Origin of the sequence: uncultured Escherichia sp. (genome assembly GCF_948475835.1) — a bacterium.
GTDB lineage: Bacteria > Pseudomonadota > Gammaproteobacteria > Enterobacterales > Enterobacteriaceae > ECMA0423.
Map to the genome: position 1 here is coordinate 39,337 of NZ_CAOLGM010000013.1, position 14,185 is coordinate 53,521.

A 14,185-nucleotide genomic window follows, 5' to 3' on the forward strand; every position below is an offset into this window, starting at 1 on the left:
CCTGAATTAGTGAGCTGATCCGCAGCAATATTTTGTTTATCCTGTATTTTCAGAGGGAATGGAGTGTAACGCTCTGTATTAACAAGGAGAGCATTAAAATGGGTAAACTCACGGGCAAGACAGCACTGATTACGGGCGCATTGCAGGGAATTGGCGAAGGAATTGCCAGAACTTTTGCGCGTCATGGCGCAAACCTAATCTTGCTGGATATCTCCCCTGAGATCGAAAAGCTGGCGGACGAACTGTGTGGTCGTGGTCATCGCTGTACGGCGGTTGTCGCCGATGTGCGTGACCCGGCGTCGGTAGCCGCAGCTATCAAACGCGCGAAGGAAAAAGAAGGGCGCATTGATATCCTGGTGAATAACGCAGGCGTTTGTCGTCTGGGCAGTTTCCTCGATATGAGCGATGACGATCGCGATTTCCATATTGACATCAATATTAAAGGCGTATGGAACGTCACGAAGGCGGTGCTGCCGGAGATGATTGCCCGCAAAGATGGTCGCATTGTGATGATGTCTTCGGTCACTGGCGATATGGTGGCCGATCCTGGCGAAACGGCGTACGCCTTAACGAAAGCGGCGATTGTTGGCCTGACAAAATCGCTGGCGGTGGAGTACGCGCAGTCTGGTATTCGCGTTAACGCCATTTGCCCGGGATACGTGCGCACACCAATGGCGGAAAGCATTGCCCGCCAGTCGAACCCGGAAGATCCAGAGTCGGTGCTGACTGAAATGGCGAAAGCAATCCCGATGCGTCGCCTCGCCGATCCGCTGGAAGTCGGCGAACTGGCGGCCTTCCTCGCATCGGATGAATCCAGCTATTTAACCGGTACACAGAATGTGATTGATGGCGGCAGCACACTGCCGGAGACGGTTAGCGTCGGTATCTGATTCACCTCTGTTTCCTCCCTGCATTTGTGGGGAGGATTTCGTTTTAAACCCGGTTCTTATTCCCTTTTCAACTTCCAAATCACCAAACGGTATATAAAACCGTTACTCCTTTCACGTCCGTTATAAATATGATGGCTATTAGAAAGTCATTAAATTTATAAGGGTGCGCAATGGCCGTTAACTTACTGAAAAAGAACTCACTCGCGCTGGTCGCTTCTCTGCTGCTGGCGGGCCATGTACAGGCAACGGAACTGCTGAACAGTTCTTATGACGTCTCCCGCGAGCTGTTTGCCGCCCTGAATCCGCCGTTTGAGCAACAATGGGCAAAAGATAACGGCGGCGACAAACTGACGATAAAACAATCTCATGCCGGGTCATCAAAACAGGCGCTGGCGATTTTACAGGGCTTAAAAGCCGACGTTGTCACTTATAACCAGGTGACCGACGTACAAATCCTGCACGATAAAGGCAAGCTGATCCCGGCCGACTGGCAGTCGCGCCTGCCGAATAATAGCTCGCCGTTCTACTCCACCATGGGCTTCCTGGTGCGTAAGGGTAACCCGAAGAATATCCACGATTGGAACGACCTGGTGCGCTCCGACGTGAAGCTGATTTTCCCGAACCCGAAAACGTCGGGTAACGCGCGTTATACCTATCTGGCGGCATGGGGCGCAGCGGATAAAGCTGACGGTGGCGATAAAGCCAAAACCGAACAGTTTATGACCCAGTTCCTGAAAAACGTTGAAGTGTTCGATACCGGCGGTCGTGGCGCAACCACCACTTTTGCCGAGCGTGGCCTGGGTGATGTGCTGATTAGCTTCGAATCGGAAGTGAACAACATCCGTAAACAGTATGAAGCGCAGGGCTTTGAAGTGGTGATTCCGAAAACCAACATTCTGGCGGAATTCCCGGTGGCGTGGGTTGATAAAAACGTGCAGGCCAACGGTACGGAAAAAGCCGCCAAAGCCTATCTGAACTGGCTCTATAGCCCGCAGGCGCAAACCATCATCACCGACTATTACTACCGCGTGAATAACCCGGAGGTGATGGACAAACTGAAAGACAAATTCCCGCAGACCGAGCTGTTCCGCGTGGAAGACAAATTTGGCTCCTGGCCGGAAGTGATGAAAACCCACTTCACCAGCGGCGGCGAGTTAGACAAGCTGTTAGCGGCGGGGCGTAACTGATGTTTGCTGTCTCCTCCAGACGCGTGCTGCCGGGCTTTACCTTAAGCCTCGGCACCAGTCTGCTGTTTGTGTGCCTGATTTTGCTGCTGCCGCTCTCCGCGCTGGTGATGCAGCTGGCTCAGATGAGCTGGGCGCAGTACTGGGAGGTGATCACCAACCCGCAGGTAGTAGCGGCCTACAAAGTAACGCTGCTGTCAGCGTTTGTGGCATCGATTTTTAACGGCGTTTTCGGTCTGCTGATGGCGTGGATCCTAACCCGCTATCGCTTCCCAGGCCGCACGCTGCTTGATGCGCTGATGGATTTACCCTTTGCGCTGCCAACGGCTGTCGCCGGTTTAACGCTGGCCTCGCTCTTTTCCGTAAACGGTTTTTACGGTGAATGGCTGGCGAAGTTTGATATCAAAGTCACCTATACATGGCTGGGGATTGCGGTGGCGATGGCCTTTACCAGCATTCCGTTTGTGGTACGTACCGTGCAGCCGGTGCTGGAAGAGTTAGGCCCGGAATATGAAGAAGCGGCGGAAACGCTTGGTGCAACGCGCTGGCAGAGTTTCTGCAAAGTGGTGCTGCCGGAGCTTTCTCCGGCGCTGGTGGCGGGCGTGGCGCTGTCGTTTACCCGTAGTCTTGGTGAATTTGGCGCGGTGATTTTTATCGCCGGAAATATCGCGTGGAAGACGGAAGTGACGTCGCTGATGATTTTTGTGCGCTTACAGGAGTTTGATTACCCGGCAGCGAGCGCGATTGCTTCGGTGATCCTCGCGGCATCTCTGCTGCTGCTGTTCTCAATTAACACTCTGCAAAGTCGCTTTGGTCGGCGTGTGGTAGGTCATTAATGGCGGAAGTTACCCAATTGAAGCGTTATGACGCGCGCCCGATTAACTGGGGCAAATGGTTTCTGATTGGCATCGGGATGCTGGTATCGGCGTTCATCCTGCTGGTGCCGATGATTTATATCTTCGTACAGGCGTTCAGCAAAGGGCTGATGCCGGTTTTACAGAATCTGGCCGATCCGGACATGCTACACGCCATCTGGCTGACGGTGATGATCGCGCTGATTGCCGTACCGGTAAACCTGGTGTTCGGCATTCTGCTGGCCTGGCTGGTGACGCGCTTTAACTTCCCTGGACGCCAGTTACTGCTGACGCTACTGGACATTCCGTTTGCCGTATCGCCGGTGGTTGCCGGTCTGGTGTATCTGCTGTTCTACGGCTCTAACGGCCCGCTGGGCGGTTGGCTGGATGAACATAATCTGCAAATTATGTTCTCCTGGCCGGGAATGGTGCTGGTCACCATCTTCGTGACGTGTCCGTTTGTGGTGCGCGAACTGGTGCCGGTGATGTTAAGCCAGGGCAGTCAGGAAGACGAGGCGGCGATTTTGCTTGGCGCGTCTGGCTGGCAGATGTTCCGTCGTGTCACATTGCCGAACATCCGCTGGGCGCTGCTTTATGGCGTAGTGCTGACCAACGCCCGCGCGATTGGCGAGTTTGGCGCGGTGTCGGTGGTTTCCGGCTCGATTCGCGGCGAAACACTTTCGCTGCCGTTACAGATTGAATTGCTGGAGCAGGACTACAACACCGTCGGCTCCTTTACCGCTGCGGCACTGTTAACGCTGATGGCGATTATCACCCTGTTTTTAAAAAGTATGTTGCAGTGGCGCCTGGAGAATCAGGAAAAACGCGCACAGCAGGAGGAACATCATGAGCATTGAGATTGCCAATATTAAGAAGTCGTTTGGTCGCACCCAGGTGCTGAACGATATCTCACTGGATATTCCTTCAGGTCAGATGGTCGCGTTGCTGGGGCCGTCCGGTTCCGGGAAAACCACGCTGCTGCGCATTATCGCCGGGCTGGAGCATCAAACCAGCGGGCATATTCGCTTCCACGGCACCGACGTCAGCCGCCTGCACGCGCGCGATCGCAAGGTCGGTTTCGTGTTCCAGCATTACGCGCTGTTCCGTCATATGACGGTGTTCGACAATATCGCTTTTGGCCTGACGGTGCTGCCGCGTCGCGAGCGCCCGAATGCCGCAGCCATCAAAGCGAAAGTGACAAAATTGCTGGAGATGGTGCAGCTTGCTCATCTGGCAGATCGTTATCCGGCACAGCTTTCCGGCGGCCAGAAACAGCGCGTGGCGCTGGCGCGCGCGCTGGCTGTAGAACCGCAAATTCTGCTGCTTGATGAACCGTTTGGCGCGCTGGATGCGCAGGTGCGTAAAGAGCTGCGTCGCTGGCTGCGTCAACTGCATGAAGAGCTGAAATTCACCAGCGTGTTCGTGACCCACGACCAGGAAGAAGCGACGGAAGTAGCTGATCGTGTAGTGGTGATGAGCCAGGGCAATATTGAACAGGCTGATGCGCCGGAGCAGGTATGGCGCGAACCAGCGACCCGTTTTGTGCTCGAATTTATGGGCGAAGTGAACCGCCTGCAGGGAACCATTCGCGGCGGGCAGTTCCATGTTGGCGCACATCGCTGGCCGCTGGGCTACACACCTGCTTATCAGGGGCCGGTGGATCTCTTCCTGCGCCCGTGGGAAGTGGATATCAGCCGCCGTACCAGTCTCGATTCGCCGCTGCCGGTACAGGTACTGGAAGCCAGCCCGAAAGGTCACTACACCCAATTAGTGGTGCAGCCGCTGGGGTGGTACAACGAACCGCTGACGGTCGTGATGCATGGCGACGATGCCCCGCAGCGTGGCGAGCGTTTATTCGTTGGTCTGCAACATGCGCGGCTGTATAACGGCGACGAGCGTATCGAAACCCGCGATGAGGAACTTGCTCTCGCACAAAGCGCCTGATAGGTTGAGTGAATGTTAAACGCCCGGAGGCGCTTCCCGCGATCCGGGCTTTTTAATGGCAAGGTTTGTAACCTGTAGACCTGATAAGACGCGCAAGCGTCGCATCAGGCAACACCACGTATGGATAGAGATCGTGAGTACATTAGAACAAACAATAGGCAATACGCCTCTGGTGAAGTTGCAGCGAATGGGGCCGGATAACGGCAGTGAAGTGTGGTTAAAACTGGAAGGCAATAACCCGGCAGGTTCGGTGAAAGATCGTGCGGCACTTTCGATGATCGTCGAGGCGGAAAAGCGCGGGGAAATTAAACCGGGTGATGTCTTAATCGAAGCCACCAGTGGTAACACCGGCATTGCGCTGGCAATGATTGCCGCGCTGAAAGGCTATCGCATGAAATTGCTGATGCCCGACAACATGAGCCAGGAACGCCGTGCGGCGATGCGTGCTTATGGTGCGGAACTGATTCTTGTCACCAAAGAGCAGGGCATGGAAGGTGCGCGCGATCTGGCGCTGGAGATGGCGAATCGTGGCGAAGGAAAGCTGCTCGATCAGTTTAATAATCCCGATAACCCTTACGCCCATTACACCACTACCGGGCCGGAAATCTGGCAGCAAACCGGCGGGCGCATTACCCATTTTGTCTCCAGCATGGGAACAACCGGCACTATCACCGGCGTTTCACGCTTTATGCGCGAACAATCCAAACCAGTAACGATTGTTGGCCTGCAGCCGGAAGAAGGCAGCAGTATTCCCGGCATTCGCCGCTGGCCTGCGGAATATCTGCCGGGGATTTTCAACGCTTCTCTGGTGGATGAGGTGCTGGATATTCATCAGCGCGATGCAGAAAACACCATGCGCGAACTGGCAGTGCGGGAAGGAATATTCTGTGGCGTCAGCTCCGGCGGCGCGGTTGCCGGAGCACTGCGGGTGGCAAAAGCTAACCCTGGTGCGGTGGTGGTAGCGATCATCTGCGATCGTGGCGATCGCTACCTTTCCACCGGGGTGTTTGGGGAAGAGCATTTTAGCCAGGGGGCGGGGATTTAAGATTATTGCGCAGGCACCGTTTTATCCGTCTGCGCAATTAGCGCATGTAAAAAAGGCTGTGCGTTCTCATCGCTCTTACCGGGGATCTTCACAATATACGGCTTCCCGGTAATCGATGACGACGAAGCAACCTTATCAATAAACTGCTCGGCAGTGTCAATGCGGTTACGGGTATTGCCCAGCTTCAGACGCAGATGAGAAACCGCTTCATCGCAGGTATGTTCATCACCGTTGCGCACAAATATCAAATCCTTTTTCTGTGCTAATCCCTCCAGCATGGCGTTGATGCGGGCTTCTTCATGGGCAGTTAACTTCGCGTAAGCGGGGAGTGTCATTAGTAGTGTAATGACCAGACAAATGATTTTCTTCATTGAATTACCTTATCCTTGTTTTGTGATAGCCGATTTGACTGCCAGAATCAGGTAAAGTTTCGGTTGGAATACGATGAGGATCATCGGCAAGGAGAAAAAATTAAATGAGTAGTTTGTTGTTGTTTAACGATAAGAGCAGGGCGCTGCAGGCGGATATCGTCGCCGTGCAGTCGCAGGTGGTTTACGGCAGCGTGGGCAACAGCATTGCCGTGCCTGCTATCAAACAGAACGGTCTGAATGTTTTTGCCGTGCCGACGGTATTGCTGAGCAATACGCCGCATTATGACACTTTCTACGGTGGTGCGATTCCGGATGAATGGTTTAGCGGTTATTTGCGTGCGCTTCAGGAGCGTGATGCGCTGCGCCAGCTGCGCGCTGTAACCACGGGCTATATGGGAACGGCATCGCAAATCAAAATCCTTGCCGAGTGGCTGACTGCGCTACGCAAAGACCATCCTGACCTATTGATCATGGTCGATCCGGTGATTGGCGATATTGATAGCGGAATTTATGTCAAACCTGACCTTCCCGAGGCGTATCGACAATATTTACTGCCGCTGGCGCAGGGAATTACCCCCAATATCTTTGAGCTGGAAATCCTGACCGGTAAAAATTGCCGCGATCTCGACAGTGCCATTGCTGCCGCAAAAAGTCTGCTTTCAGACACATTAAAATGGGTGGTGATTACCAGCGCCTCCGGTAATGAAGAAAATCAGGAGATGCAGGTGGTGGTGGTCAGTGCCGACAGCGTGAATGTCATTTCCCATTCACGGGTAAAAACCGACCTGAAAGGGACTGGCGACCTGTTTTGTGCTCAGCTTATCAGTGGTTTGCTGAAAGGGAAGGCGTTAAACGATGCGGTGCACCGTGCGGGGTTGCGCGTACTGGAAGTGATGCGCTACACCCAGCAGCATGAGAGCGATGAATTGATTTTGCCGCCGCTGGCGGAAGCATAAAAAATGGCGCCGATGGGCGCCATTTTTCACTGCGGCAAGAATTACTTCTTGATGCGGATAACCGGGGTTTCACCCACGGTTACGCTACCGGACAGTTTGATCAGTTCTTTGATTTCGTCCATGTTGGAGATAACAACCGGAGTCAGGGTAGACTTGGCTTTCTCTTCCAGTAGCGGCAGATCAAATTCAATGACAGTATCGCCAACTTTCACGCGCTGACCTTCTTCAGCAATACGCTTGAAGCCTTCGCCTTTCAGTTCAACGGTGTCGATACCGAAGTGGACGAACAGTTCAACGCCGCTATCAGATTCGATAGAGAACGCGTGATTGGTTTCAAAGATTTTACCAATGGTACCGTCTACAGGCGCGACCATTTTGTTACCCGTTGGTTTGATAGCAATACCATCACCAACGATTTTTTCCGCAAAAACGACATCCGGCACGTCTTCGATATTGACGATCTCGCCAGAGAGCGGAGCAATGATCTCAATAGTTCCGGTATCCTTCTTGTCGTCGGAAACCAGAGATTTCAGTTTATCGAACAAACCCATGATCTTCTCCTAAGCAGTAAATTGGGCCGCATCTCGTGGATTAGCAGATTGTTTTTTCTTCAATGAACTTGTTAACCAGCGTCATTAACTCGTCCGTTGTCGGTTGAGCAAGAGCCTGCTCTGCTAACACCTTCGCATCTTCGAAGTTCGTGTTACGGATAATCTTCTTAATGCGCGGGATAGAAATGGCGCTCATAGAGAATTCGTCCAGACCCATCCCCAGCAACAGAAGTGTAGCACGTTCATCGCCAGCAAGCTCACCACACATGCCAGTCCATTTGCCTTCAGCATGAGAAGCATCAATAACTTGCTTGATCAAGTTCAGCACGGACGGTGACATTGGTTGGTAAAGGTGTGAAATCATATCATTACCACGGTCAACTGCCAGAGTGTACTGCGTTAAATCATTGGTGCCGATACTAAAGAAATCAACTTCTTTGGCTAAATGACGTGCAATTGTTGCGGCAGCCGGTGTTTCCACCATTACGCCGATTTCAATTGACTCGTCAAACGCTTTACCTTCGTCGCGCAGTTCCTGTTTGTAGATTTCGATCTCTTTGCGCAGTGCACGCACTTCTTCAACAGAGATGATCATCGGGAACATAATGCGCAATTTACCGAAAGCCGAGGCACGCAGGATAGCGCGGAGCTGATCGCGCAGGATCTCTTTACGATCCATCGCGATACGGATAGCGCGCCAGCCGAGGAACGGGTTCTCTTCTTTCGGGAAGTTCATGTATGGCAGCTCTTTGTCGCCGCCGATGTCCATGGTACGAACGATAACCGCCTGCGAGCCACACGCTTCAGCCACTGCTTTGTAAGCAGCAAACTGTTCTTCTTCAGTGGGCAGCGCGTCGCGGTCCATGAACAGGAACTCAGTACGATACAGACCAACGCCTTCAGCGCCGTTACGCTCTGCACCTTCAACGTCACGAACCGTACCAATGTTAGCGCATACTTCTACCTGGTGACCGTCCAGCGTAATAGCTGGCAGATCTTTCAGTTTAGCAAGCTCTGCTTTTTCAGAAGCCACTTGCTCCTGAACAGCGCGCATTTTATCAATAACTTCGTTGGTTGGATTGACGTAAACCTGATTATTTACGGCATCCAGAATCAGATAGTCGTCATTTTTCACCTGAGAGGTGACGCTACCGGTACCCACGATAGCAGGCAGTTCCAGAGAACGCGCCATGATAGAGGTGTGGGAAGTACGGCCACCCGCGTCGGTGATGAAACCCAGCACCTTCTTCAGGTTCAGCTGTGCGGTTTCGGACGGCGTCAGGTCAGCGGCAACCAGAATGACTTCATCCTGAATGGCGCTCAGGTCGATAATCTTCAGGCCCAGGATGTTGCGCAGCAGGCGCTTACCTATATCACGTACGTCAGCCGCACGTTCTTTCAGGTATTCATCATCCAGCTCTTCCAGGGCAGAAGCCTGACCTTCGATAACTTCATGAGCAGCTGCGTCAGCTGTCATGTGTTTATCTTTAATCAGGGCTATGATTTCCTGCTCTAGCTCCTCATCTTCGAGCAGCATAATATGCCCTTCAAAGATGGCTTCTTTTTCTTCACCGAACGTTTCACCAGCTTTCGTTTTGATCGTTTCCAGCTGGGCTGATGCCTTGGCACGACCGCTCAGAAAACGTTCAACTTCCTGATCAACCTGGTCGGCAGAAATTTTTTTCCGGTCAATGACAATTTCGTCTTCTTTCAGAAGCAGAGCTTTACCGAAAGCGATACCCGGGGATGCTAAAATGCCTGAAATCATAACCCTACCTTACTTGTGACTGATTTTTAAAAGAACCCGGGAAATTACTCGAGTTCCGCCATCAGTTTAACCAGATGTTCAACCGCTTTCTGCTCGTCTTCGCCTTCTGCGGAGATAGTCACAACGGTACCTTGAGTCAGGCCCAGAGTCTGCAGTTTAAACAGGCTTTTCGCGCTGGCGCTTTTGCCGTTGGAAGTCACAGTAATTTCAGAAGTGAAGCCCTTAGCTTCTTTTACAAACTGGGCAGCAGGGCGGGTGTGCAGACCGTTCGGAGCGGTAATGGTAACTTCTTGCTGGAACATTGTATTTCCCCAACTTATAGGTTTAATGTTGTGGAACTAAAGTCTAGCCTGGCGGTTCGACTTTAGCCTGTATTGTTAGCGCCAGTTTTTAACAGACGCGACGCACGAAGAGCGCAATACAGTCCATTGCTGGCGGGTGTTGACCGCTGACGTTTCGTACGTCATTAAACATTATGCCGCTAAAGGAAGAATTGAACCAAATCATAAAATCGATTCAGCTTTGGCTTTTCCTGTAACGATTAATTTCGCGCATCAAAATAATTAGTCTGGTTAAATACCAGTTCCGACAGGCTGAATCAATGCCAGGAGGGGCGAAAGTTTGAAGCAGGCCACAAAAAAGCACCTAAAAAGGTGCTTTTTTACGCATTTTTAACAAGCTGGCATTACTGTTGCAGTTCTTTCTCAGTGAAGAGATCGGCAAACAATGCGGTGCTTAAATAACGCTCACCCGATGACGGTAGAATAACCACAATATTCTTGTTGGTAAAGCTTTCATCTTCTTGTAGTTTCAACGCCGCAGCAACAGCTGCTCCAGAAGAGATACCTGCAAGAATACCTTCTTCTTCCATCAGACGACGCGCGGTAGAAATCGCTTCTTCATTGGTGATGCCAATGACTTTATCGACCAGCTTGAGATCGAGGTTAGCTGGGATAAAACCAGCGCCAATACCCTGAATTTTATGCGGGCCAGGTTTAATCTCTTCACCAGCCAGTGCCTGGGCGATAACTGGAGAATCGGTTGGCTCAACGGCGACAGAGATAAGATCGGTCTTGCCTTTGGTGCCTTTAATGTAGCGGCTGACGCCAGTCAGCGTACCGCCAGTCCCAACGCCAGCAATAAATACATCAACCTGACCGTCGGTATCTTCCCAGATCTCCGGACCGGTGGTTTTTTCGTGAATTTCAGGGTTTGCCGGATTGCTGAATTGTTGCAGCAGCAGGTATTTCTCTGGATTGCTGGCGACAATTTCTTCTGCTTTTTGGATTGCGCCTTTCATGCCTTTAGCACCTTCCGTCAGCACCAGGTTTGCACCTAACGCTTTCAGCAGCTTGCGGCGTTCAATACTCATGGTTTCTGGCATGGTCAGGGTGAGTTTGTAACCGCGAGCGGCAGCTACATAGGCCAGTGCAATCCCGGTATTACCGCTGGTTGGTTCAACCAGTTCAACGCCTGGTTTCAGCACGCCGCGCTTTTCGGCATCCCAAATCATGTTGGCACCGATACGGCACTTAACGCTGAAGCTGGGGTTACGAGATTCCACCTTCGCCAGAATGCGTCCGTTACCGATGCGATTCAGGCGAACCAGCGGCGTGTGACCGATAGTCAGCGAGTTATCTTCAAAAATCTTACTCATGGCCTGTCCTTAACTGTATGAAATTGGGATACAACAGGTAGCATACCCGCTCAGAGAATATGCGGAAGTAAGGATTTAGCATATCTATATACAGAAGGGAAATAATGACATGCAAGATGGAATAAGGGGCGGCATAAGCCACCCCTGTTTCACACAAACGGTTTACAAAATAACCGGTAGATTGTTACCGCCACATCGCGTGTTTATCGCGATAGCAATCGACCCACATCGCCGTCGCGCCACAAACGGCAACGGGCATGATGAACAGATTAAGCAGCGGGATCATCGTAAACAGGCTGGTTAAAGCACCAAACTGCATATTGGTGATTTTGCGTGTGCGCAGGGCGGTGCGCATCTCTTTAAACGGCACTTTGTGGTTATCGAAGGGGTAATCGCAATACTGGATGGCTAACATCCAGGCGCTAAACAGGAACCACAGTACCGGCGCGACGGTTTGCCCAATACCAGGGATTAAGTAAAGAATTAGCAATACAATTGCGCGCGGCAGATACCAGGCAAATTTTTGCCATTCGCGTTTCATGATTCGCGGCACATCTTTCATGATACCGAAAATCCCAGTATCTGGCGGTGTAGCGCCAGTCAATCGTGCTTCCAGTTGTTCAGCCAATAAACCGTTAAACGGAGCGGCAATCCAGTTAGCAATCGTGGAGAAGAAATAGCCAAACACTAACAGCACAGAGATGACAGCCAGAGGCCACAACAGATAACTCAGCCATTGTAGCCAGTCCGGAACGTAACTCATGAGAGTCGGGATCCAGACATCGAGCTGTGTAAAGAGCCACCAGAATGCGCCCCCCATCAACAAAATATTGACCAGCAGCGGTAAAATAACGAAACGCCGAATCCCAGGTTGCGAGACGAGCTTCCAGCCTTGCGCAAAATAGTAAAAACCGCTGCGTGGGGCAGATGTGAATGATGAAACCATAATCAGGATGAGCTCCTTTTGACCAATCCCAGGAAAATTCTGCGTATTTTACCGGGTAATTGCGCAATGGACAGTTAGGATATGTTCGAAAAAACAGCAAAAAGCACGATTTCATCTATCTTTGTGCTGTGAAAGTTAATAGTGCACTTGCACTTGAGGTAATCGGCAAATACTCTTAGTGAGTAAATGTTTGCCGTGGTGGCAAGGTGTTAGAACAACAGAGAATATAATGATGCAGGATTTGCGTCTGATATTAATCATTGTTGGCGCGATCGCCATAATCGCTTTACTGGTACATGGTTTCTGGACCAGCCGTAAAGAACGATCTTCTATGTTCCGCGATCGGCCATTAAAACGAATGAAGTCAAAACGTGACGACGATTCTTATGACGAGGATGTCGAAGATGATGAGGGCGTTGGTGAGGTTCGTGTTCACCGCGTGAATCATGCCCCGGCTAACGCTCAGGAGCATGAGGCTGCTCGTCCGTCGCCGCAACACCAGTACCAACCGCCTTATGCGTCTGCGCAGCCGCGTCAACCGGTCCAGCAGCCGCCTGAAGCGCAGGTACCGCCGCAACATGCTCCGCGTCCAGCGCAGCCGGTGCAGCAGCCTGCCTATCAGCCGCAGCCTGAACAGCCGTTGCAGCAGCCAGTTTCGCCACAGGTCGCGCCAGCGCCGCAGCCTGTGCATTCAGCACCGCAACCGGCACAACAGGCTTTCCAGCCTGCAGAACCCGTAGCGGCACCACAGCCTGAGCCTGTAGCGGAACCGGCTCCAGTTATGGATAAACCGAAGCGCAAAGAAGCGGTGATTATCATGAACGTCGCGGCGCATCACGGTAGCGAGCTAAACGGTGAACTGCTTCTTAACAGCATTCAACAAGCGGGCTTCATTTTTGGCGATATGAATATTTACCATCGTCATCTTAGCCCGGATGGCAGCGGCCCGGCGTTATTCAGCCTGGCGAATATGGTGAAACCGGGAACCTTTGATCCTGAAATGAAGGATTTCACTACTCCGGGTGTCACCATCTTTATGCAGGTACCGTCTTACGGTGACGAGCTGCAGAACTTCAAGCTGATGCTGCAATCTGCGCAGCATATTGCCGATGAAGTGGGCGGTGTCGTGCTTGACGATCAGCGCCGTATGATGACTCCGCAGAAATTGCGCGAGTACCAGGACATCATCCGCGAAGTCAAAGACGCCAACGCCTGATACACTTAAGGCAAATTAACTCCTCTTCGAACCCCCGCTTGTCGGGGGTTTTTAGCATTGATGGTGCGATATGGAATCAATCGAACAACAACTGACAGAACTGCGAACGACGCTTCGCCATCATGAATATCTTTATCATGTGATGGATGCGCCGGAAATTCCCGACGCTGAATACGACAGGCTGATGCGCGAACTGCGCGAGCTGGAAACCAAACATCCAGAACTGATTACGCCTGATTCGCCTACCCAACGTGTAGGCGCTGCGCCGCTGGCGGCTTTCAGCCAGATACGCCATGAAGTACCAATGCTGTCACTGGATAACGTTTTTGATGAAGAAAGCTTTCTTGCTTTCAACAAACGTGTGCAGGACCGTCTGAAAAACAACGAGAAAGTCACCTGGTGCTGTGAGCTGAAGCTGGATGGCCTTGCCGTCAGTATTCTGTATGAAAATGGCGTTTTAGTCAGTGCCGCGACCCGTGGCGATGGCACCACCGGGGAAGATATCACGTCTAATGTGCGTACTATTCGCGCTATTCCGCTGAAGCTGCACGGAGAGAATATCCCGGCGCGTCTGGAAGTGCGTGGTGAAGTGTTCCTGCCGCAGGCGGGGTTCGAAAAGATTAACGAAGATGCGCGACGCACGGGCGGGAAAGTTTTTGCTAACCCACGTAATGCGGCAGCTGGTTCACTGCGTCAGCTTGATCCGCGTATTACAGCGAAGCGACCGCTCACTTTTTTCTGCTATGGCGTTGGTGTTCTGGAAGGTGGCGAGCTGCCGGATACTCATCTTGGCCGTTTACTGC

General features: G+C 52.0%; 14 protein-coding genes and 1 pseudogene. 9 read left to right on the forward strand and 6 right to left on the reverse strand.

Going from position 1 to position 14,185, the window contains the following annotated elements; translation table 11 throughout:
* The first annotated feature begins 98 nt into the window (after positions 1-98).
* The 6 genes from ucpA to cysM all read left to right on the forward strand — a co-directional run bounded on the left by ucpA (position 99) and on the right by cysM (position 5,917).
* On the forward strand, positions 99-890 hold the full coding sequence (gene ucpA / locus QZF50_RS04655) for an SDR family oxidoreductase UcpA (RefSeq protein WP_000517431.1): 792 nt from the start codon (positions 99-101) through the stop codon (positions 888-890).
* 170 nt (positions 891-1,060) lie between these two features.
* The gene (gene cysP, locus QZF50_RS04660) at positions 1,061-2,077 is read left to right on the forward strand and encodes a thiosulfate/sulfate ABC transporter substrate-binding protein CysP (RefSeq protein WP_000290223.1); all 1,017 of its coding nucleotides are present in this window, start codon (positions 1,061-1,063) and stop codon (positions 2,075-2,077) included.
* Complete coding sequence (cysT, locus tag QZF50_RS04665) at positions 2,077-2,910, forward strand: sulfate/thiosulfate ABC transporter permease CysT (protein WP_000458406.1); 834 nt, start codon at positions 2,077-2,079, stop codon at positions 2,908-2,910. Before cysP ends, cysT begins: the two co-directional genes overlap by 1 nt.
* Positions 2,910-3,785 carry a sulfate/thiosulfate ABC transporter permease CysW gene (gene cysW / locus QZF50_RS04670; protein WP_000852686.1) on the forward strand — a complete coding sequence of 292 codons (876 nt, stop codon included), beginning with the start codon at positions 2,910-2,912 and terminating at the stop codon, positions 3,783-3,785. The genes cysT and cysW overlap by 1 nt, the downstream gene beginning before the upstream one ends.
* On the forward strand, positions 3,775-4,872 hold the full coding sequence (cysA, locus tag QZF50_RS04675) for a sulfate/thiosulfate ABC transporter ATP-binding protein CysA (protein WP_000021039.1): 1,098 nt from the start codon (positions 3,775-3,777) through the stop codon (positions 4,870-4,872). The genes cysW and cysA overlap by 11 nt, the downstream gene beginning before the upstream one ends.
* Before the next feature lie 133 nt (positions 4,873-5,005).
* Complete coding sequence (gene cysM / locus QZF50_RS04680; RefSeq protein WP_001297645.1) at positions 5,006-5,917, forward strand: cysteine synthase B; 912 nt, start codon at positions 5,006-5,008, stop codon at positions 5,915-5,917.
* 2 nt (positions 5,918-5,919) lie between these two features.
* Here the strand turns inward: cysM and QZF50_RS04685 are convergent, their stop codons facing one another.
* The gene (locus tag QZF50_RS04685; protein ID WP_000719943.1) at positions 5,920-6,288 is read right to left on the reverse strand and encodes a YfeK family protein; all 369 of its coding nucleotides are present in this window, start codon (positions 6,286-6,288) and stop codon (positions 5,920-5,922) included.
* 104 nt (positions 6,289-6,392) lie between these two features.
* On the opposite strand from QZF50_RS04685, the gene pdxK reads away from it, so the two are divergent.
* A complete protein-coding gene (pdxK, locus tag QZF50_RS04690) occupies positions 6,393-7,244 on the forward strand; it encodes a pyridoxine/pyridoxal/pyridoxamine kinase (protein WP_000096660.1) in 852 nt (283 codons plus the stop codon).
* A gap of 41 nt (positions 7,245-7,285) precedes the next feature.
* Here pdxK and crr read toward each other — a convergent pair whose 3' ends face one another.
* The 5 genes from crr to cysZ all read right to left on the reverse strand — a co-directional run bounded on the left by crr (position 7,286) and on the right by cysZ (position 12,166).
* Positions 7,286-7,795 carry a PTS glucose transporter subunit IIA gene (crr, locus tag QZF50_RS04695; RefSeq protein ID WP_000522247.1) on the reverse strand — a complete coding sequence of 170 codons (510 nt, stop codon included), beginning with the start codon at positions 7,793-7,795 and terminating at the stop codon, positions 7,286-7,288.
* 40 nt (positions 7,796-7,835) lie between these two features.
* Positions 7,836-9,563: a phosphoenolpyruvate-protein phosphotransferase PtsI gene (ptsI, locus tag QZF50_RS04700; RefSeq protein WP_000623136.1), complete on the reverse strand. Its 1,728-nt coding sequence runs from the start codon at positions 9,561-9,563 to the stop codon at positions 7,836-7,838.
* 44 nt (positions 9,564-9,607) lie between these two features.
* Positions 9,608-9,865, reverse strand: coding sequence for a phosphocarrier protein Hpr (gene ptsH / locus QZF50_RS04705; protein WP_000487600.1), 258 nt, complete (start codon positions 9,863-9,865; stop codon positions 9,608-9,610).
* Positions 9,866-10,248: 383 nt separating this feature from the next.
* Positions 10,249-11,220 (reverse strand): cysteine synthase A, encoded by a 972-nt coding sequence (gene cysK / locus QZF50_RS04710; RefSeq protein ID WP_000034402.1) that lies wholly within the window; start codon positions 11,218-11,220, stop codon positions 10,249-10,251.
* A gap of 184 nt (positions 11,221-11,404) precedes the next feature.
* Entirely contained in the window at positions 11,405-12,166 is a 762-nt protein-coding gene (gene cysZ, locus QZF50_RS04715) for a sulfate transporter CysZ (protein ID WP_000254843.1), read from the reverse strand.
* 229 nt (positions 12,167-12,395) lie between these two features.
* Here cysZ and zipA point away from each other — a divergent pair, with 229 nt between their 5' ends.
* Both zipA and ligA read left to right on the forward strand, forming a co-directional pair.
* Positions 12,396-13,382 (forward strand): cell division protein ZipA, encoded by a 987-nt coding sequence (gene zipA, locus QZF50_RS04720; RefSeq protein ID WP_001297862.1) that lies wholly within the window; start codon positions 12,396-12,398, stop codon positions 13,380-13,382.
* A 70-nt stretch (positions 13,383-13,452) separates the two neighbouring features.
* A pseudogene (ligA, locus tag QZF50_RS04725) lies at positions 13,453-14,185 on the forward strand (NAD-dependent DNA ligase LigA); the annotation flags it as partial.

What these genes read in the sequence shown, in the direction of transcription:
- cysT (WP_000458406.1), top strand. Translation starts at nt 2,077, where the DNA reads ATGTTTGCTGTCTCCTCCAGACGCGTGCTGCCGGGCTTTACCTTAAGC.
- cysP (WP_000290223.1), top strand. Translation starts at nt 1,061, where the DNA reads ATGGCCGTTAACTTACTGAAAAAGAACTCACTCGCGCTGGTCGCTTCT.
- cysW (WP_000852686.1), top strand. Translation starts at nt 2,910, where the DNA reads ATGGCGGAAGTTACCCAATTGAAGCGTTATGACGCGCGCCCGATTAAC.
- ucpA (WP_000517431.1), top strand. Translation starts at nt 99, where the DNA reads ATGGGTAAACTCACGGGCAAGACAGCACTGATTACGGGCGCATTGCAG.
- pdxK (WP_000096660.1), top strand. Translation starts at nt 6,393, where the DNA reads ATGAGTAGTTTGTTGTTGTTTAACGATAAGAGCAGGGCGCTGCAGGCG.
- zipA (WP_001297862.1), top strand. Translation starts at nt 12,396, where the DNA reads ATGATGCAGGATTTGCGTCTGATATTAATCATTGTTGGCGCGATCGCC.
- ptsI (WP_000623136.1), bottom strand. Translation starts at nt 9,563, where the DNA reads ATGATTTCAGGCATTTTAGCATCCCCGGGTATCGCTTTCGGTAAAGCT.
- cysA (WP_000021039.1), top strand. Translation starts at nt 3,775, where the DNA reads ATGAGCATTGAGATTGCCAATATTAAGAAGTCGTTTGGTCGCACCCAG.
- ptsH (WP_000487600.1), bottom strand. Translation starts at nt 9,865, where the DNA reads ATGTTCCAGCAAGAAGTTACCATTACCGCTCCGAACGGTCTGCACACC.
- cysK (WP_000034402.1), bottom strand. Translation starts at nt 11,220, where the DNA reads ATGAGTAAGATTTTTGAAGATAACTCGCTGACTATCGGTCACACGCCG.
- crr (WP_000522247.1), bottom strand. Translation starts at nt 7,795, where the DNA reads ATGGGTTTGTTCGATAAACTGAAATCTCTGGTTTCCGACGACAAGAAG.
- cysZ (WP_000254843.1), bottom strand. Translation starts at nt 12,166, where the DNA reads ATGGTTTCATCATTCACATCTGCCCCACGCAGCGGTTTTTACTATTTT.
- QZF50_RS04685 (WP_000719943.1), bottom strand. Translation starts at nt 6,288, where the DNA reads ATGAAGAAAATCATTTGTCTGGTCATTACACTACTAATGACACTCCCC.